The 16360-nt window shown below is 70.1% G+C and carries 20 protein-coding genes and 1 tRNA gene; 11 read left to right on the forward strand and 10 right to left on the reverse strand.

Annotated features, from left to right (window positions below; all coding sequences use genetic code 11):
- The first annotated feature begins 148 nt into the window (after window positions 1-148).
- Complete coding sequence (locus tag IEY36_RS03520; protein WP_188965562.1) at window positions 149-949, forward strand: enoyl-CoA hydratase/isomerase family protein; 801 nt, start codon at window positions 149-151, stop codon at window positions 947-949.
- Window positions 946-1428 carry a GNAT family N-acetyltransferase gene (locus IEY36_RS03525; RefSeq protein WP_188965563.1) on the forward strand — a complete coding sequence of 161 codons (483 nt, stop codon included), beginning with the start codon at window positions 946-948 and terminating at the stop codon, window positions 1426-1428. Before IEY36_RS03520 ends, IEY36_RS03525 begins: the two co-directional genes overlap by 4 nt.
- On the opposite strand, the gene IEY36_RS03530 is transcribed toward IEY36_RS03525, so the two are convergent.
- Window positions 1394-2359, reverse strand: coding sequence for a Bug family tripartite tricarboxylate transporter substrate binding protein (locus IEY36_RS03530; RefSeq protein ID WP_188965564.1), 966 nt, complete (start codon window positions 2357-2359; stop codon window positions 1394-1396). The genes IEY36_RS03525 and IEY36_RS03530 overlap by 35 nt on opposite strands.
- Before the next feature lie 78 nt (window positions 2360-2437).
- Complete coding sequence (gene gluQRS, locus IEY36_RS03535) at window positions 2438-3319, reverse strand: tRNA glutamyl-Q(34) synthetase GluQRS (protein WP_229681088.1); 882 nt, start codon at window positions 3317-3319, stop codon at window positions 2438-2440.
- Between the two features lie 18 nt (window positions 3320-3337).
- Between gluQRS and IEY36_RS03540 the strand changes: the two genes are divergently transcribed.
- Together IEY36_RS03540 and IEY36_RS03545 are read left to right on the forward strand one after the other, a co-directional pair.
- On the forward strand, window positions 3338-3997 hold the full coding sequence (locus IEY36_RS03540; RefSeq protein WP_188965565.1) for an alpha/beta hydrolase: 660 nt from the start codon (window positions 3338-3340) through the stop codon (window positions 3995-3997).
- A 150-nt stretch (window positions 3998-4147) separates the two neighbouring features.
- Complete coding sequence (locus IEY36_RS03545; protein WP_188965566.1) at window positions 4148-4723, forward strand: HNH endonuclease; 576 nt, start codon at window positions 4148-4150, stop codon at window positions 4721-4723.
- 16 nt (window positions 4724-4739) lie between these two features.
- Here IEY36_RS03545 and IEY36_RS03550 read toward each other — a convergent pair whose 3' ends face one another.
- The 6 genes from IEY36_RS03550 to IEY36_RS03575 form a co-directional block, all read right to left on the reverse strand.
- Window positions 4740-5765, reverse strand: a complete 1026-nt coding sequence (locus IEY36_RS03550; protein WP_229681090.1) for a 2OG-Fe(II) oxygenase — start codon at window positions 5763-5765, stop codon at window positions 4740-4742.
- A 145-nt stretch (window positions 5766-5910) separates the two neighbouring features.
- Window positions 5911-6753, reverse strand: a complete 843-nt coding sequence (locus tag IEY36_RS03555; RefSeq protein ID WP_188965567.1) for a carbohydrate ABC transporter permease — start codon at window positions 6751-6753, stop codon at window positions 5911-5913.
- Window positions 6750-7670 carry a carbohydrate ABC transporter permease gene (locus tag IEY36_RS03560; protein ID WP_188965568.1) on the reverse strand — a complete coding sequence of 307 codons (921 nt, stop codon included), beginning with the start codon at window positions 7668-7670 and terminating at the stop codon, window positions 6750-6752. Before IEY36_RS03560 ends, IEY36_RS03555 begins: the two co-directional genes overlap by 4 nt.
- The gene (locus IEY36_RS03565) at window positions 7664-8929 is read right to left on the reverse strand and encodes an ABC transporter substrate-binding protein (protein ID WP_188965569.1); all 1266 of its coding nucleotides are present in this window, start codon (window positions 8927-8929) and stop codon (window positions 7664-7666) included. The genes IEY36_RS03560 and IEY36_RS03565 overlap by 7 nt, the downstream gene beginning before the upstream one ends.
- 71 nt (window positions 8930-9000) lie before the next feature.
- Window positions 9001-9531, reverse strand: a complete 531-nt coding sequence (locus tag IEY36_RS03570; RefSeq protein ID WP_188965570.1) for a demethoxyubiquinone hydroxylase family protein — start codon at window positions 9529-9531, stop codon at window positions 9001-9003.
- Window positions 9528-10007 carry a disulfide bond formation protein B gene (locus IEY36_RS03575; protein WP_188965571.1) on the reverse strand — a complete coding sequence of 160 codons (480 nt, stop codon included), beginning with the start codon at window positions 10005-10007 and terminating at the stop codon, window positions 9528-9530. The genes IEY36_RS03570 and IEY36_RS03575 overlap by 4 nt, the downstream gene beginning before the upstream one ends.
- An 89-nt stretch (window positions 10008-10096) precedes the next feature.
- On the opposite strand from IEY36_RS03575, the gene IEY36_RS03580 reads away from it, so the two are divergent.
- The 3 genes from IEY36_RS03580 to IEY36_RS03590 all read left to right on the forward strand — a co-directional run bounded on the left by IEY36_RS03580 (window position 10097) and on the right by IEY36_RS03590 (window position 11366).
- Window positions 10097-10723 (forward strand): glutathione S-transferase family protein, encoded by a 627-nt coding sequence (locus IEY36_RS03580; protein WP_188965572.1) that lies wholly within the window; start codon window positions 10097-10099, stop codon window positions 10721-10723.
- A gap of 108 nt (window positions 10724-10831) precedes the next feature.
- On the forward strand, window positions 10832-11230 hold the full coding sequence (locus IEY36_RS03585) for a cupin domain-containing protein (RefSeq protein WP_188965573.1): 399 nt from the start codon (window positions 10832-10834) through the stop codon (window positions 11228-11230).
- 53 nt (window positions 11231-11283) lie between these two features.
- A tRNA-Leu gene (locus IEY36_RS03590) sits at window positions 11284-11366 on the forward strand.
- Between the two features lie 34 nt (window positions 11367-11400).
- Here IEY36_RS03590 and IEY36_RS03595 read toward each other — a convergent pair.
- Together IEY36_RS03595 and IEY36_RS03600 are read right to left on the reverse strand one after the other, a co-directional pair.
- Window positions 11401-11772: a DUF427 domain-containing protein gene (locus IEY36_RS03595; RefSeq protein ID WP_188965574.1), complete on the reverse strand. Its 372-nt coding sequence runs from the start codon at window positions 11770-11772 to the stop codon at window positions 11401-11403.
- Window positions 11769-13049, reverse strand: a complete 1281-nt coding sequence (locus IEY36_RS03600; RefSeq protein WP_188965575.1) for a chloride channel protein — start codon at window positions 13047-13049, stop codon at window positions 11769-11771. Before IEY36_RS03600 ends, IEY36_RS03595 begins: the two co-directional genes overlap by 4 nt.
- Window positions 13050-13166: 117 nt before the next feature.
- Here IEY36_RS03600 and IEY36_RS03605 point away from each other — a divergent pair, with 117 nt between their 5' ends.
- Genes IEY36_RS03605 through IEY36_RS03620 form a run of 4 tightly spaced genes read left to right on the forward strand, consistent with a single transcriptional unit; the run spans window position 13167 to window position 16356 of the window.
- Complete coding sequence (locus tag IEY36_RS03605) at window positions 13167-13448, forward strand: acyl carrier protein (protein ID WP_188965576.1); 282 nt, start codon at window positions 13167-13169, stop codon at window positions 13446-13448.
- A gap of 27 nt (window positions 13449-13475) precedes the next feature.
- On the forward strand, window positions 13476-13922 hold the full coding sequence (locus IEY36_RS03610; protein ID WP_188965577.1) for a 3-hydroxyacyl-ACP dehydratase FabZ family protein: 447 nt from the start codon (window positions 13476-13478) through the stop codon (window positions 13920-13922).
- Window positions 13919-15094 carry a beta-ketoacyl-ACP synthase gene (locus IEY36_RS03615; protein WP_188965578.1) on the forward strand — a complete coding sequence of 392 codons (1176 nt, stop codon included), beginning with the start codon at window positions 13919-13921 and terminating at the stop codon, window positions 15092-15094. The genes IEY36_RS03610 and IEY36_RS03615 overlap by 4 nt, the downstream gene beginning before the upstream one ends.
- Window positions 15091-16356, forward strand: a complete 1266-nt coding sequence (locus tag IEY36_RS03620) for a beta-ketoacyl synthase N-terminal-like domain-containing protein (protein WP_188965579.1) — start codon at window positions 15091-15093, stop codon at window positions 16354-16356. Before IEY36_RS03615 ends, IEY36_RS03620 begins: the two co-directional genes overlap by 4 nt.
- The last annotated feature ends 4 nt before the right edge of the window (window positions 16357-16360 follow it).

Raw genomic sequence — 16360 nt, forward strand, 5'->3', positions numbered from 1 at the left:
ACCGGCCCGCACCCCCACCCGGCCACCCAACGACAGTATCCTGGATGGGTGGCCGGATGGGGGTGCGGGCCGGTGCCGGAGCCTGGAACGCGCCATGTGGCACGTTCTCAAACGCTCTCTGCGGCCAACCGAATCAGGAGGATGCCCGATGGACCTGCCGCAATACGAGACGCTGCAGCTTGAGATGCCCGAACCGCATGTGCTGGTGGTGCGGCTGAACCGCCCGCATGTCTCGAACGCGCTGAGCACGCAGATGGGGCGCGACCTGCATGCGGTGTGGATGCACCTGACCGCCGAGCCGGGCGAGACGCGCTGCGTGGTGTTCACCGCGGCGGGCGAGAAGGCATTCTGCGGTGGCGGCGACCTCAAGGAACGCCATGGCATGACCGATGCGCAGTGGCGCCACCAGCACGAGATTTTCGAACGCGCCTTTTGGGCGCAGCTCGATTGCCCGATCCCGATCATCGCGGCGGTCAGCGGGCACGCCTTTGCCGGCGGGCTTGAGATGGTGCTGGCGTCCGACTTCGCCTACGGCCTCGCCGCCGCGCGCTTCGCTCTGACCGAGGTAACCATCGGCATCATGCCCGGCGCGGGCGGCACGCAGACGCTGCCGCGCGTCGTCGGCGAACGCCGGGCGAAGGAGATCATCCTGACCGGCCGGCCGTTCACTGCGCAGGACGCCTGCGACTGGGGCATCCTGAACCGGGTGTTCGAAACGCGCGAGGCGCTGACGGAAGGTGTGATGGAAACCGCGCGCACCATCGCGCGCAACGCGCCGCTCTCGGTGCGCCAGGCCAAGCGGTCGATGCATTTCGGCCTGCAGATGGACATCCGCACGGCGCTTCGCTTCGAGATCGAATGCTACAACCAGCTGGTCGGCACCGATGACCGTCGCGAGGGCATCGCGTCGTTCAACGAGAAGCGCAAGCCGGTCTTCAAGGGGCAGTGATCGCCGTCCGGGTCGAGACGCCGTTGCAGGAGGCCGTCGCCGCGCTGCTGCGGCAGTCAGATGCGGTGGCGGCGGCGCTCTACCCGGGCGCCTATCGCCGGGCGATCGACCCGCGGGGCCTCGCCATCCCCGGCGCGCATGTGTTGGTGGCGCGGGTGGAAGGCGTCGCCGCGGGTTGCTGCGTGTTGTTCGAGCAGGGCGAGGCGACCGTCGAGCTGAAACGCATGATCGTCGATGACGCCTTTCGCCGGCGCGGCATCGGCGAGGCACTGTTGCGCGCGGCCGAGGCGGAGGCGCTCGGTCTCGGCATCGCCACGCTGCGGCTGGAGGTCGGCACGCGCAACGAGGCGGCGCATGCGATGTATCTACGTGCCGGCTTCACGCCGCGTGGGCCCTTCGGGACCTACGCGGCGTCGCCGATCAGCCGCTTCCTGGAGAAGCCGCTCAGTTCGCATTCGCCCCGGCCCGCGCCAGGATAGGCCGCCACTTCGCCGTCTCGGCGCGGATGATCTCGGTGAATTCCTCGGGCGTACTCGGGGCCGGTTCCAGCCCGTGGCCGGCCAGGCTGGCGACCACGTCGGGGTCGCGCAGGCTTTCCACCAGCGCACCATGCACACGCTCCACGATCGGGCGCGGCAGGGCACGCGGGCCCATCATGCCGTACCAGTTGGCGACCTCGTAGCCCGGCAGGCTGGCGGCCTCGGCGACCGTCGGCACGTTGGGCAGCAGCGGGCTGCGCCGGGCAGTCGGCACGGCGAGGGCGCGCAGCCGGCCGGACTCGATGTGCGGCAGCACGGTCGCGGCGGTGGCGATGGAGAAATCCACCTTGCCCGAGATGATGTCGGTGATGAGCTGGCCGCCGCCGCGATAGGGCACATGGACCGTCTTGATGTCGGCCATGGAATCGAGCAGCGCGCCGCCGACATGCCCCGCGCCGCCGACGCCCGAGGAGCCATAGGTCAGCGTGTCGGGCCTCGCGCGCGCGGCGGCGATCACCTCGGGCAGGCTGCGCCAAGGGCGGTCGGCCGGCACGACGAAGACGTTGGTGACTTCGACCGAGCGGCCGATCGTCGTCAGGTCCGTCAGCACATCGAAGGACAGCGGCGTCATGATCGGGTTCATCACCAGCGAGGCGATGGTGCCCATCATCAGCACGGAGCCATCGGCCGGCGCATTGACGGTAGCCTCGCTCGCGATGTTGCCGCCCGCGCCGGGGCGGTTCTCCACGATGATGGGCTGGCCGAGCAAGGTCTGCATCTTGCCGCCGATGGTGCGGGTCGTGATGTCGGTGCCGCCACCCGGGGCGAAGCCGACGAGGACGCGGATGGGGCGTGTCGGCTGCCATTGCGCCAGCGCGGGGCGCGCCAGCAGCGCAAGGGACGTTGCGCCGATCAGGCGTCGTGTCAGCATGGTTCTGTTTCCTCCAGCCCATTCCCGGGGGCTTGGCGGCAAGGCTAGCGTCACTTGCACGCGAGCACCAACCGCGGCTCACGCCCCGGCCAGGCGCAACACCTCGGCGGCGCTGGCGCCCGACGCCCGCAGGTCGCGGATCGTCGCCGCCCGGTCGCGCTTGGCCAGGCGCCGTCCGCTGGTATCGGTCAGCAGACCGTGGTGGGCATAGCTCGGTTCCGGCCAGCCCATCAGCGCCTGCAACAGCCGGTGCAAATCAGTCGCCGGTTTCAGGTCGACCCCGCGCGTCACCAGCGTCACGCCCTGCAGCGCGTCGTCATGGGTGACACACAGGTGGTAGGAGGCCGGCACATCTTTGCGCGCCAACACCGCATCGCCGAAGCGCGCCGGGTCGCAGCCCAGGCGACCCTCGCCGGCTTCCTCGAAGGTGAGCGGCGCGGGCAGCGTCGCCAGCGCAGCTTGCATGTCGAGGCGCAGCGCATGCGGTTCCCCGCGCGCGAGGCGAGCGGCGCGTTCATCGGCCGACAAGCGGCGGCAGGTGCCGGGATAGACCGGGCCGTCCGGGCCATGCGGCGCGGCAACGGAGGCGGCGATTTCGCGGGCGATGTCGGCGCGGGTGCAGAAGCAGGGATAGAGCAGGCCGCGCGCCGACAACGCATGAAGCGTCGCGCGGTACGCCGGCAGATGCGCCGACTGCACCCGCACCGGGCCGTCCCAGTCGAGGCCGAGCCACGCCAGATCCTCCAGGATCGCCTCGGTGAACTCGGGCCGGCAGCGCGTGGGGTCGATATCCTCGATACGCAGCAGGAAGCGGCCGCCGGCATCACGCGCCTGACGCCAGGCAAAGGCGGCCGAATGCGCGTGGCCGAGATGCAGATACCCGGTCGGGCTCGGTGCGAAGCGGGTGACGATGGCGGTTGCGCCCATGCGCCACAGCCGGTAGCGGGCGGGGACGGACATCGGCAAGGGGGATCGCGCATGGACGTGCTGGATGGGCCGCGTTTCGGCCCGCTGAACGGGGCGGCGCCGGATGCGCTGGTGGTGCTGGTGCACGGCTTCGGCGCCGATGGGCAGGACCTGATCGACCTCGCCCCGGTCTGGGCGGAGGTGTTGCCGGGCGCGGCCTTCGTTGCCCCCGATGGGCCGGAACCCTGTGCCGGCGGGCCGTTCGGGCGGCAATGGTTCTCGCTGTGGGACCGCTCGGCGGCGCAGCTCGAAGCCGGGGTGGCGCGCGCGGCGGCAGTGCTCGGGCCCTTCGTCGCGGCCGAGGTGGCGAGGCTCGGCCTCGCCCCTGGGCGCGTCGCGCTGATGGGCTTCAGCCAGGGCGCGATGACGGTGCTCGAGGCCGGGCTGTGCGGCGCGGTGCCGGAGGCGGGCTGCATCCTCGCCTATTCCGGCGGGATGATCGGCGCCGATTCGCTGGCCGGGCGGATCGCCGCCAAACCCGCCGTGCTGCTGGTCCATGGCGAGGCCGATGAGGTCGTCCCCGTCGCTGCCTCGCGCATGGCCGAAGTGGCGCTCGCCGATGCCGGCGTGCCGGTGCGCGCGTTGTATCGGCCGGGGCTCGGCCATGGCCTCGACGAGGTCGGGCTGGCGGCCGGGGCGGAGGTGCTACGCGGGCTTTTGGGGCAAAAATGACAGCGCATTGAAACCTCACGCAGGAGGGTTGCAGCCCCCTGCGGCGCATGTCATGCATGCTCCCGATACGCGGCGGCGCCACATTATCTGGGGCCTTTCCGCCGGTCAGGCCCCTAGGTGTTGTTGGCGCTCCGCTGGAAGGAGCGGCGCTTGCCTGACGGCGGACAGTTCTCCAGTGGCCAGTCCTACCCGGCCCTCGTGCTGAATGCGGATTTTCGCCCGCTTTCGTATTTTCCGCTCTCCGTCTGGTCCTGGCAGGACGCGGTGAAGGCGGTGTTCCTCGACCGTGTCTCGGTGTTGTCGGAATACGAGGTTGAGGTGCATTCGCCCTCCCTCGCCTTCAAGCTGCCCTCGGTCATCGCGCTGAAGGAGTACATCCCGTCGGCACGACGGCCGGCCTTCACGCGGTTCAACGTGTTCCTGCGCGACCGTTTCGAATGTCAGTATTGCGGCGAAGGCCGGCCGACGCCGGACCTGACCTTCGACCACGTGATCCCGCGGTCGCGCGGCGGGCGCACCAGTTGGGAGAACGTGGTCACCGCCTGCGGGCCGTGCAATCTCCGCAAGGGCAGCTTCCTGCCGCGCGAGATCCGCATGATCCCGCGGCAGGAACCGCGCCAGCCGACATCGTGGGAATTGCAGGATAATGGGCGAGGGTTTCCGCCGAACTACCTGCATCAGTCGTGGCGCGATTATCTGTACTGGGACAGCGAACTGGAAGGGTGAGCGAGGTTGGAGGGGCTCACCTCGCCAGCGCCGCGACGCCGCGATAGGCGCCGACGCCCTCCCCCAGCTTCGCGTTGTTCGCTTCGCGGATGCGCGCGGCCGCGTCGTCATACAGGAACGGCAGGAAGGCGTAGCTTCGCCCGGCGGTTACCGGCAACGCCTGGTGCAGCAGGGAGCAGGAGAACACCGCCGCCCCGCCGGTCGGCGCGCGCCAGGATCGCGGGCCGTATTCGGGAAAGCGCAATTCGCCGCCTTCGAATTCCTCGGCGTTGAGGTTGATCGTAACGGCGAAGCGACGATGTGCGGTGCCGGCCGTCGTGTTGTCGCGATGCGCGCCGAAATGGCCGAGTTCGGCGGAATCGTAGCAGGCGACGATGTGGCGCTCCATGCGGGTGGCGCGGAAGTGATGGGCCTTCAGCAATTCCGGCACGACACGGCGCAGCACGCCATCGCGTACGGCTTGGCGCAGGCCTTCATCGGCGATGTCGCAATCGCGGCGGCGCTTCAAGGCGGGGTCCTGCAGGCCGACGGTCTTGCCGTTGACCTCGCGCATGAAGCCGGAGGGGGTGCCGCCCTGATCCTCGTAATAGGCGATGAGGGCGCGGCAGAGTGCGGGGTCGAAGACCCGCGGCAGCACCAGAACGGGTGGTGGGATCTCGACACCAGCATCCAGCGATGGTGGCGGGAGGGAGGCCAAGCGGTCGAGGATGGCCTGTGATTTGGTGATCGGGCGCGTCTCGATCACCCGCAGCATTGGGTCGAGCAGCACCCAGGACGGGGCGCAGATCGCCCGGCCGTCGGCGCCCGCGGTGTCGCGGAGCGCGCCATAGGCGCGGGCCACCCGGGCGTCGAGGTCGAACAGGAAGCGGATGCCGGGGATGGAGGGCTTCAGGCGGCCCTGGTCGCGATCGGCGGGGTCGGCTCTGATGCCGAAGACGCAGGCGTTGCCGTCATCGAACAGAGCGCGACAGGCCGCGGTGGCGGCCAGCGCGGCCTGTGCTTCGGGTCGCGTCGCGGCGCTGATGAAGGCCCGGCAACACATAGCGTCCCGCCACCGAATGGAAGGCGTAGCAGGGGTTGTCGGTCGAGGGCAGGTTGAACCAGGGGGCGGGGTCGCCGGGTTGCAGATGCATGATGGTGGCAGGGCATTTCCTTCCCCCCGCTTCGGGCAACCGGGCCGTGCTGCGTCAGCCCTTCACCGCGCCGGCCATCAGCCCGGCGACGATGCGGCGCTGGAACACCAGCACGAGGACCAGCAGCGGCACGGTCACGATGACCGAGGCCGCCATGATGCGCCCCCAGGGCAGTTCGAAGGCGCTCGACCCGCTGATCAGGGCGATGGCGACGGGCACGGTGCGCATCTCGTCGGTCAGGGTGAAGGTCAGCGCAAAGAGAAACTCGTTCCACGCTGCGATGAAGGCGAGCAGGCCGGTGGTCGCCAGCGCCGGGCCCATCAGCGGCAGGAAGATTCGGGTCAGCACCACCCAGGGCGTGGCGCCGTCGATCATGGCGGCTTCCTCCAGTTCGCGCGGCATCTCGCGCATGAAGGTGGTCAGCACCCAGACGGTGAAGGGCAGCGTGAAGATCAGGTAGGAGAACACCAGGGACAGCAGGTTGTTGTAGAGCCCGAGCCAGCGGATCAGCTCGAACAGCCCCGACAGCACGGCGACCTGCGGGAACATCGAGACGGCGAGGATGGCCGCCAGCATCACCCCGCGCCCGCGGAAGGCGACGCGCCCCAGGGCGAAGGCCGCGCTGGCCCCGAGGGCGAGCGAGACCGCCACCACCGACCCGGCGACGACGACCGAGTTGAGGATGTTCCGCCCGAAGGGCCGGTCGCGGAACACGGCGGCGTAGTTGCCCCAGGCGGGGTCGGCGGGGAACAGCTCGGCGCTGAACAGCGCGCTGCCCGATTTCAGCGAGGAGACGATCGCCCAAAAGAAGGGGAAGACCGTGTAGGCGACGATCACCAGCAGCAGCAGCGCGAACAGGGCGCGGGCCGCCAGGCTACGCAGCCGGCGCCCGCTCATCGCCCGTCCTCCGCCGCGCCGAGGCGCACGCGGCCGAGCGTCACCAGCAGCACCGTTGCCGCCGCGATCACCAGGAACAGCCCGGTCGCCGCCGCGGAGCCGAAGCCGACATCCTGGAAATCCACGAGATGCTGGCGCGCATAGACCGACATCGAGGCGGTGGCGGCGCTGTTGCCGGTCAGCACATACATCAGGTCGAAGACGCGCAGCGCGTCGAGCGCGCGGAAGATGACGGCGACCATCAGCGCCGGGCGGATCAGCGGCAGGGTCAGGCGGAAGAAGCGGCCGACCGGGCCGAGGCCGTCGATCTCGGCCGCTTCGTAGATCTCGCCGGGCAGCAATTGCAGCGCGGCCAGGATGAGCAGCGCCATGAAGGGCGTCGTCTTCCACACATCGACGGCGACGACGGCCCATAGCGCGAGGTCGGGGTCGGCGGTGAAGGCAAGCGGGCGGGCGATGACGCCGAGCGCGAGCAGCGCCTCGTTCACCACGCCGACCTGGTCGTGCAGCATCCAGCCCCACATCTGCGCGGAGACCACGGTTGGGATCGCCCAGGGGATCAGCATTGCCGCACGCAGCAGGCCGCGCCCGCGCATGCGTTCGTTCAACGCCAGCGCGATGACGAGGCCGAGCAGCGTCTCCAGCGAGACTGAGACGATGGCGAAGGAGACGGTGTTGCGCACGGCGTTCCACCAGTCGGGGTCCTGGATGAGCCAGGCGTAGTTCTCCAGCCCGATGAAGGCGGGCGCGGCGGTGTCGTCGAGCCGCGCATCAGTCAGCGAGAACCAGATGGTGCGGGCCAGCGGCCAGCCGGCGACCAGCAGCACCGTCACCACCATCGGCACCAGGAACAGCCAGGCGGCGCGGCGGCGCTCCAGCGCGAGGGCCGACAGGCCGCGGGCGGCGGGCGCTACCATGGGCCGTGCCGCCGCACGCGCTCGAGGCTGCGTGCGAGGCGTTGGAGGACCGCGGGGGCCTCGCCGTGGTCGGACAGCACGGTGTGCACGGCGTTCCAGAACTGCGCGGAGACCTGGTTGTAGCGCCCGGCGGTGACGCTCGACGGGCGCGCGACGGCGTTCTCGAAGGCGCCGCGCAGCGTGCCGAAGAAGGGGTTGGCGGCCAGCACCTCCGGGTCCTCGTACAGGTCGCGGATGGTCGGGTTGAGCGCGGCGGTGATGGCGCGGCGCTTCTGTTCGGCGCGGGAGGTCAGGTAGGTCACCAGCGCCACGGCTTCGTCCGGGTGGCGGGAGTAGCGCGAGACGGCGAGTTGCTCGCCACCGAGCGTCGCGCTGTGGCGCCCACCCTCCCCCGCGCCGCGTGGCAGCAGGGCGACGGCGACACGGCCGCGCACCGGACTGTCCTCGGCGTTCACCAGCGGCCAGGCGTAGGGCCAGTTCCGCATGAAGACGGCGTTGCCCGATTGGAACACGCCGCGGGCTTCCTCCTCGCCGTAGTTCAGCACGCCCTCGGGGGCGATGGTGCCGACCCAGCCGGCGGCCTGGGCCAGGGCGGTGGCGGCGCGGGGGTTGTCGATGGTGATGGCGCCATCCGGGGCGACGATGGTGCCGCCGTCATGGCTGTTGACCCATTCCAGCGCGTTGACCGTCAGCCCCTCATAGGCGCGGCCCTGGAAGACGAAGCCCCACATTCGCGCATGGCCGGCGGCGCGCTCGGCCTCCTGGATGCGGCGCGCGGTGTCGGTGAGTTGCCGCCAGGTTTCGGGCACCGGCAGGTGATATTGGTCCAGCAGGTCGCGCCGAACATAGAGCACGCCGGCATTTGTGAACCACGGCATCGCCACCAACCGGCCCGCCACCGTGTTGTTCGCGAGGATCGCCGGGAATTGCTCGGCCCGCGCCACGGCATCGAGCGCGCCGGACAGGTCGAGAAGGTGCGCCGCAAGGATGCCTGGCCAGACGACGTCGATCTGCAGCACGTCGATGTCGCCCGACCGGGCGGCGAGGAGCTGCTGGTACAGCGCCAGGCGTTCCGAGCTGCCGGCCGGCGTCGAGATCATCGTGACGTGATTGCCGGTGTCGCGCGCCCAGGCCTCCGCGCCCTCGCGGCAGAGCCGGGCCTCGATGCCCACCGACCCGCAGGACAGCGCCAGGGTGACCTCAGCCCGCGCCGGCGGGGCCAGAAGCGTCGCGCCGATCAGCAACAGGATCGCGCGCATCTTGTTCCTCCCGGTTCACCTGTTGCGTGCAGACACACAACACGTGACGGGGCGGAAAGATGCAGCGGGGGTCAGATCCGTTCGCTGAGCCGGATCGCCACTTTGCAGCCGGCCTTGATGGCGGCAGAGAGCAGTCGGTAGGCGGGGGCCTGTTCCGCCTCGTTGGCGAGGCCGATGTCGCGGTGTTCCAGTTCCTCGGCACGGAAGGTAGCGATATGGGCCTTGAGCGCGGCCTCATCCTCGCCGAGTGCGGCTTCCTGGGCCTGGTAATGTTCGTCGATCGCTTCCTCGACCGCGACGGTGCAGGCCATGGCGCCGCGATGGCCGAGCAGCGCGGTCGCCGCCCCCAACGCGAAGCCGGCGACATGCCAGACCGGCAGCAGCGCGGTCGGCCGCACGCGGCGTTCGCCGACCAAGCGGGAGAAGGTGTCGAGATGGACCTGCTCCTGGTCCTTCATGTGTTCGAGCGTCCCACGCCATTTGGTGCGGCCGAGCACGGCGAGCTGACCTTCGTAGATCCGCTTCGCCCCGTATTCGCCGGCGTGGTCGACACGGATGGCGCGCTCGACCATGGCGCGCGGGGTGGGGTCGGGGTGGGTCATGGGCGGGTGCTCCGGCGGGCCAACACCAGCGCCAGCGCGCCAAGGCTCAGCCCGTAGATAAGGTTCATCGCCGCCATGGTCAGGGGCAGGCCCTCGATCAGATAGGTCGCGGCGTCGCACGGCTTGGTGGGCGCGGCGGCGAGGCTGCGCATCATGTCGTCGATGCTGCCCGCAGTGCCGGCCGTCGGCGCCTGGCAACTCGGCAGCGGGGAAGGCCACCAGCCCTGCTCGACGCCGACATGCAGCGCGCCGATGCCGGCCGAGACCAGCGCGGCAAGGCCGGCCAGGCCGATCAGCACGGTGCGCGCCCGGCCAGGGATAAGTACGCCGAGGGCGGCCAACCCGGCCGCCGCCCAATAGGGCCAGCGCTGCCACAGACAGAGCTCGCAAGGGGCGAGACCCCACCAGGTTTCGCTGCCGAGGGCGAAGAGCGGCGCGGCCGCGGCGAGGACGACGATGAGAAGCGCGTAGGGCATGGCGCCCATGTTGCGCCGCAGCGGCGCCGGCGCAACTGGACCGGTACGCGGGCCGCGCCTAGCCTCGCCCCGACGCGAGGGAGAGAGCGATGCGCAAGCTGTGGGGCCGGGCCAGTTCCAGCAATGTCATGAAGGTGCTCTGGGCGCTGGATGAGCTCGGCCTGCCCTATGACCGCATCGACGCCGGCGGCGCCTTCGGCCGCACGCGCGAGCCCGAATACCGCGCCATGAACCCGATGGGCCTGGTGCCGACCCTGCAGGAGGAAGACGGCTGGTCGGTGTGGGAGGCCAACACGATCTGCCGCTACCTGTGCAATGAATACGCGCCGGACAGCCCGCTGTATCCGAAGGCGCCGCGCGCCCGGGCCGAGGCCGAGACCTGGATGGATTGGGCGCTGGCCCATGTCACCAGCCCGATGGTGGTGATCTTCTTCACCCATATCCGGCTGAAGGAGAACGAGCGCGACTGGGCGGCGGAGAAGAAGGCACGCGAGGATTGCGGGCGTCTATGGAAGATTGTCGACGCGAAGCTCGCGGGCCGGCGCTTCCTGTGCGGGGATGCGCTGACGCTGGCCGACATCGCGCTGGGCTGCTGGGTGCACCGATGGTTCGCGCTGCCGATCGAACGGCCTGACCTGCCGAACCTCGCGGCATATTATGAAACGTTGAAGACCCGGCCAGGATTCGTGCAGCACATTGCCCTGCCGCTGGAGTGACGGAAGGTCGGGGGAGAGAACTCCCCCGAATCCCCCTCCTTTTTCTGGCTGGTGGGGACTGACGGCGGGGGGGTGGAATCCTGCCCCCGCTCTTTTCGGGAGGATGCAATGACACAGACCACCACGAGCCACGCCGAGGGCGCCCATTTTGAACGCGGGCTGCGCGCTTTCTTCGAGTATCGCGACCTCGGCATCGCCAAGGCCACGGAAGGCGCCTTCGGGGCGCATGTCATCCGCGGCATCCCGGGCGAGCACGCCACCGGCCAGTGGCACACCCATGACCTGCCCTTCCAGATGTTCTTCGTGCTGAAGGGCTGGGTGCGCTTCGAATACGAGGATATCGGCGAAAAGACCTTCAAGGCCGGCGATTGTTGCTACCAGCCGCGGCTGGTGAAGCACCGCGAGATCGAGCATTCCGACGATGTCGAGATCCTGGAGATCACCGGGCCGGCGGAATTCGAGACGAAGGTCGTCCCGGCCCCGGCAAGCGCCGCCGCCGCGGAATAAGCGGCGAGGCTCTGGACGACTCACGTCGCCCCCGGCTACCAGGGGCGGCGCAGGCCCCTGTGGCGGAATGGTAGACGCAGGCGACTCAAAATCGCCCACCCGTAAGGGTATGGGAGTTCGACTCTCCCCGGGGGCATACCCACCCTGGCAAACGGCACGCCGGGCCGTGCCTAAACGACCTCGATGCTGAACCGATCGGCATAGAAGGCCAGATACCCCTCGATCGCCTTCATCGCGTCATGGGGCGCCTCATAGCTCCAGACCGCATTCGCCGCCTTTTCCCCGAGCAGCGGCACGCTGAAATACGATGCCTCCCCCTTGTAGGGGCAGTAGGTGTGGTGCGCGCTGGGCTCGAGCTGCGCCATGTCCACATCCCCGCGCGGGATGTAGTGCACCGGCGGATACCGCGCCTCGCACAGCGTCAGCGCCGCCGCGCTGTCGGCGATGACAACCTCGCCCACCCGCACCGCTACCCGCCCGGAAGCGGGCGCGATGCTGATCGGGTGGTCGGCATTGGGCAGCCTGATCGGCCTGTCGGTCACTCAGCCCTCCTCATCCCGTCGCACAGCCGCGCCATGGCCGTCGCCACCGCTACGGCCACCAGCACCGGCAATGCGAAGTCATCGTCCGCGCGGGTGAGTTCGAATCCCAGCACAATCGCGGTGATCGGCATGCGCATCGACACCGAAAGGAACGCGGTGGCGCCGACCAGCGCGTAGGCCCCGTGCCCGGCCCCAGAAGGCCAAGCCAGGCTCCACACCCCGCCCAGCACCACGCCCAGCAACGCGCCGATCGTCATCCCCGGCGTCAGCAGCCCGCCATCGGCCCCGGCGCGCAGCGCCCCGGTGGTGGCCAGGATCTTCAACACCATCAGCATCGCCGCGACCCCGATCCCCAGCGTGCCATCCAGCCCGAGTTGGATCGGCCCCTTGCCATTGCCCGGCAGCGCCGGGAAGGGCATGGCGGCCAGCCCGATCAGGCCGAAGACCAGCAGGCAGAACAAGATGCTCCGAGCGTCATGCACCGCCCCGGTGCGGGCCCGTCGCATGGCGTGGCGATACAGCCAGCCGCCCAGCCCGAGCACCGGCCCGCAGGCCGCCGCCCAGGCCACCAGCGAAGCGCTGACCGCAAGCGGCGGCAGCCGGTACTGGTAGATATCCCCCAGCCCGACCCAGGCCACCGCCGCCGCCACCGCGGCTGCCCCGAGCGCCGGCACCGCCACCGCCGGGGCGAAGCTCGCGAGCAGCACCTCCATGGTGAACAGCGCCCCGCCGAGCGGCACGTTGTAGACCGCCGCCAGCCCCGCCCCGGCCGCGCAGGCGATCAGGACGCGCGCTTCCTCCGCCGGCAACCGCAACGCGCTGGCAAGCCGCCCGGCGGCCAGGGCGGCGAGCTGGCGCGGCGCCCCTTCCCGTCCCAGCGGTGACCCCAGCGCGACGGTGACGATCTGCAGCAGCACATGGCCGATCGTCGTGGCGGCCGGCATGGGCGTGGCGGGATCGGCCATGGCAGCCTCCACCGAGACGAAAGGCCGGCAGAACCGATGCAGCACCCACCAGCCGAGCCCGGCTACCGTGCCGCAGCCGACCAGCACCACCAGGCGACGCCATGGCGGGGCCGCCCGCACGCCGTCGAGGAAGCTTTCCATGCCGAGCAGCGCGTGCGGGCTGTAGCCGAAGGCCAGGTGCTGGATGGCATGCAGCAGCAGCGCCAGTGACACCCCGGCCAGCCCGCCGGCCAGGCCGGTCAGCAGGACGGCGAGGACATAGGCGACCGGTCGGCGCGTCCCTTCCGGGGCGTCAGGGGCCGCCGGACTCACGCCAAACCTGCCGGGTCACCGCCCATGCGGGCCTCGAAACTTGCCATCCGGCCTCATTCGCGCCAAAGACGCCCCCCAATCCCTTCCCCACCCCGGATTCCCCACGGAGGGCCACCCATGGCCTCGTCCTTCGACCGCATCGCCGACATCATCGCCGAAAACAGCGAAGTCGAGCGGGACAAGATCCTGCCCGACAGCCATGTGATCAATGATCTCGGCATCGACAGCCTGGACTTCCTCGACATCGTCTTCGCCATCGACAAGGCCTTCGGCATCAAGGTCCCTGTCGAGGCCTGGACGCAGGAAGTCAACGCCGGCACCGCGCCGGCGGAACAGTACTTCGTCATGAAGAATCTGGCCGCGCGCATCGACGAGCTGGTCGCCGCCAAGGGCGGCTGAGCCGGCCGCGGCCGGGGGGAACCCGCCTTGAAGCTCGAATACTTCCAGATGATCGACCGCGTCGTCTCCTTCGACGGCGAATCGATCGTGGTCGAGAGCACCATCCCTGACGCCTCCCCGGTGTTCGAGGGGCATTTCCCCGGCTACCCGCTGATGCCCGGCGTGCTGCTGGTCGAGACCATGGCCCAGGCTTCCGGCTGGCTGCTGCTCAAGCTCGGCAATTTTGAGCGCATGCCCTTCCTGATGGGCGTTAAGGAAGCCAAGTTCCGATCCTTTATCGGCCCCGGCACGCCGGTCACGGTCCATGCGCAGCGCCTGCATGACGGGTCGGGCTACGCCGTGACGAAGGCGCGCATCGAGGCGAATGGCAAGCGTATCTGCGACGCGGAGCTGACCTTGCGCATCATGGACTTTCCCGCCCCCGAACTTGCCGCCGCCATGCGTGGCCGCGGGCAGGAGCTTGGCCTCGCATGACCCGCCAGGACGTCGTCATCACCGGCATCGGGCTGGTCTCCTCGCTCGGCGAGGGGGCCGATCTGCATTGGTCCGTGTTGTCGCAGCCGGGTGCGACCCCGGTGCTGGACGAGACCGCCTTCGCCCCGCATGCGGTCCACCCGCTGCCGCCGCTCTCACTCGACGCGCAGATCCCGAAGAAGGGCGATCAGCGCCAGATGGAACCCTGGCAGCGCCTGGGTACCTATGCCGCCGGGCTCGCCATCGACCAGGCCGGGGCACGCGGGCTGGTCTCGGACATGCACCTGATCGTCGCCGCCGGCGGTGGCGAGCGCGACGTCGCGGTGGACGAAGCCGTGGCGAGCGCGTTCTGCACCCTGCCGCCCGACGAGGCCGGCCGCGCGCTGAACGACAAGCTCGGCACCGAGCTGCGCCCGACGCTGTTCCTCGCCCAGCTGTCGAACCTGCTGGCCGGCAACATCTCGATCGTCCATGGCGTCACCGGCTCCTCGCGTACCTTCATGGGTGAGGAAGCTGCCGCCGCCGACGCGGTGCGCATCGCTGCCGCGCGGCTGTCGGAAGGTCGTGGCGGCATCGCCCTGGTGGGCGGCGCCTATGCGTCCCAGCGCTGGGACCTGGTGCTGTTGTATGGCGCGGGGAATGCGCTGTGGCGCGGGCCTTTCGCGCCGATCTCGGCGCGCGACGGGTCCGGCGGCTTCGTCGGCGGGGCGCTCGGCGCCTTCCTGGTGCTCGAGACCGCCGAACACGCAGCCGCCCGTGGTGCCAAGCCCCTCGCGAAGCTGGCCGGCGTCGCCACCGATGCGGTGCATGAGCGCGCCGGCAGCTCCTCCGCGACGGCCGCCGCGCTGTGGCAGAAGCTCGGCGCGCCAGAAACTGGGCTCGGCGTGCTCTCCGGCATGACCGGCGTCGCCGAGGCGCGCGTCGAGGAGGAAGCCTTCCTCGCCGGCGTGAAGGCCACGGCGGTGCGCCGGACCGGCTCGCTGCTCGGCCATGGCATCGAGGCGACCTTCCCGGCCAATGTCGCGCTCGGCGCCCTGGCGCTGTCGCGCGGGGGCTTCTATCCGGCGATGGACCCGGCCGATATCGGGGACGGGCCGGTGGAGCGCATTCTCATCACCGGCTTCGGCCAGTGGCGGGGCGAGGCGCTCGCCCTTCTGGAGCGCGTGGCATGAAGGACCATCTCGGGCGTCCGCTGGTCGCCGTCACCGGCATCGGCCTCGTCACCCCCCTCGCCTGGGGGCGGGAAGCCAATTGGGCGGCGATCGTCGCCGGCAAGTCCGGCATCTCCCGCATCCGCCGCTTCCCGGTCGACAAGCTGCGCACCATCATCGCCGGCACCGTCGAATTGCCCGAGGAAGCCGCCGGCGGGCCGCCGGTCTCCTCTGCCATCCGGGTCGAGCGCATGGCCGCCGCTGCGGTCGAGGAAGCCCTGGCTCAGGCTGCCCTGGGTGAGCCCGGCGCCTTCCCTGGCCCGCTGATGGTCGGCATGCCGCCGGTCGAGATGGAATGGCCGCAGCGTTTCGAACTCGCCCGCCAGGCCAATGGCAACGGCGCCTACACCGCGATCACCCAGGTCGCGACCGGCCGCACCGACATCTACGAGACCTTCCTGTTCGGCGGCGTCGGCGAGCGGCTGGCGGCCCGTTTCGGCACCCGTGGCGCGCCGATCGCGCTGACCACGGCCTGTGCGACCGGCGCCTCGGCCATCCAGATGGCGGTGGAAGCCATCCAGCGCGGCGAATCCGACGCCGCCATCGCCCTCGGTGCCGATGGGTCGGTGCAGCCTGAGGCGGTGATCCGCTTCTCCCTGCTGTCGGCGCTGACGGCGCGCAATGACGACCCCGAGGGCGCCTCCCGCCCCTTCGAGAAGTCGCGCGACGGCTTCGTGATGAGCGAAGGCGCGGCCGCCCTGGTACTGGAAAGCCTCGAACACGCGACGGCGCGCGGCGCCACCGTGCTCGGCATCGTGTCGGGCTGCGGAGAGCGGGCGGACAGCTTCCACCGCACCCGCTCGAACCCGGATGGCCACGCCATTATCGGCGCCATGCGCAACGCCATAACCGATGCGGGGCTCGCGCCCACCGACATCGGCTACGTCAACGCGCATGGCACCAGCACGCCCGAGAACGACCGGATGGAGACGCTCGGCATGCGCGCCGTGTTCGGTGACGCCCCGCCGCCGATCTCGTCCAACAAGTCGATGCTCGGGCACACGCTGTCGGCCGCCGGGGCGATCGAGGCGGCGCTCTCGCTGCTGACCATCCGCGACCAGGTACTGCCGCCGACCATCAACCATCATGAGCCGGACCCGGCGGTAACGCTCGACGTCGTGCCGAACGTGGCGCGCAAGGTGTCGGGGCTGAAGCATGTGCTGTCGAACTCGTTTGGGTTCGGCGGACAGAATGTTTGCCTCGTGGTGAGCGCGGCGCCGTGAACAG

This window comes from Neoroseomonas lacus (assembly GCF_014644535.1).
GTDB classification, from domain to species: domain Bacteria; phylum Pseudomonadota; class Alphaproteobacteria; order Acetobacterales; family Acetobacteraceae; genus Neoroseomonas; species Neoroseomonas lacus.

What these genes read in the sequence shown, in the direction of transcription:
- IEY36_RS03520 (WP_188965562.1), top strand. Translation starts at nt 149, where the DNA reads ATGGACCTGCCGCAATACGAGACGCTGCAGCTTGAGATGCCCGAACCG.
- IEY36_RS03530 (WP_188965564.1), bottom strand. Translation starts at nt 2,359, where the DNA reads ATGCTGACACGACGCCTGATCGGCGCAACGTCCCTTGCGCTGCTGGCG.
- gluQRS (WP_229681088.1), bottom strand. Translation starts at nt 3,319, where the DNA reads ATGTCCGTCCCCGCCCGCTACCGGCTGTGGCGCATGGGCGCAACCGCC.
- IEY36_RS03540 (WP_188965565.1), top strand. Translation starts at nt 3,338, where the DNA reads ATGGACGTGCTGGATGGGCCGCGTTTCGGCCCGCTGAACGGGGCGGCG.
- IEY36_RS03550 (WP_229681090.1), bottom strand. Translation starts at nt 5,765, where the DNA reads ATGTGTTGCCGGGCCTTCATCAGCGCCGCGACGCGACCCGAAGCACAG.
- IEY36_RS03555 (WP_188965567.1), bottom strand. Translation starts at nt 6,753, where the DNA reads ATGAGCGGGCGCCGGCTGCGTAGCCTGGCGGCCCGCGCCCTGTTCGCG.
- IEY36_RS03560 (WP_188965568.1), bottom strand. Translation starts at nt 7,670, where the DNA reads ATGGTAGCGCCCGCCGCCCGCGGCCTGTCGGCCCTCGCGCTGGAGCGC.
- IEY36_RS03565 (WP_188965569.1), bottom strand. Translation starts at nt 8,929, where the DNA reads ATGCGCGCGATCCTGTTGCTGATCGGCGCGACGCTTCTGGCCCCGCCG.
- IEY36_RS03570 (WP_188965570.1), bottom strand. Translation starts at nt 9,531, where the DNA reads ATGACCCACCCCGACCCCACCCCGCGCGCCATGGTCGAGCGCGCCATC.
- IEY36_RS03575 (WP_188965571.1), bottom strand. Translation starts at nt 10,007, where the DNA reads ATGCCCTACGCGCTTCTCATCGTCGTCCTCGCCGCGGCCGCGCCGCTC.
- IEY36_RS03580 (WP_188965572.1), top strand. Translation starts at nt 10,097, where the DNA reads ATGCGCAAGCTGTGGGGCCGGGCCAGTTCCAGCAATGTCATGAAGGTG.
- IEY36_RS03585 (WP_188965573.1), top strand. Translation starts at nt 10,832, where the DNA reads ATGACACAGACCACCACGAGCCACGCCGAGGGCGCCCATTTTGAACGC.
- IEY36_RS03605 (WP_188965576.1), top strand. Translation starts at nt 13,167, where the DNA reads ATGGCCTCGTCCTTCGACCGCATCGCCGACATCATCGCCGAAAACAGC.
- IEY36_RS03615 (WP_188965578.1), top strand. Translation starts at nt 13,919, where the DNA reads ATGACCCGCCAGGACGTCGTCATCACCGGCATCGGGCTGGTCTCCTCG.
- IEY36_RS03620 (WP_188965579.1), top strand. Translation starts at nt 15,091, where the DNA reads ATGAAGGACCATCTCGGGCGTCCGCTGGTCGCCGTCACCGGCATCGGC.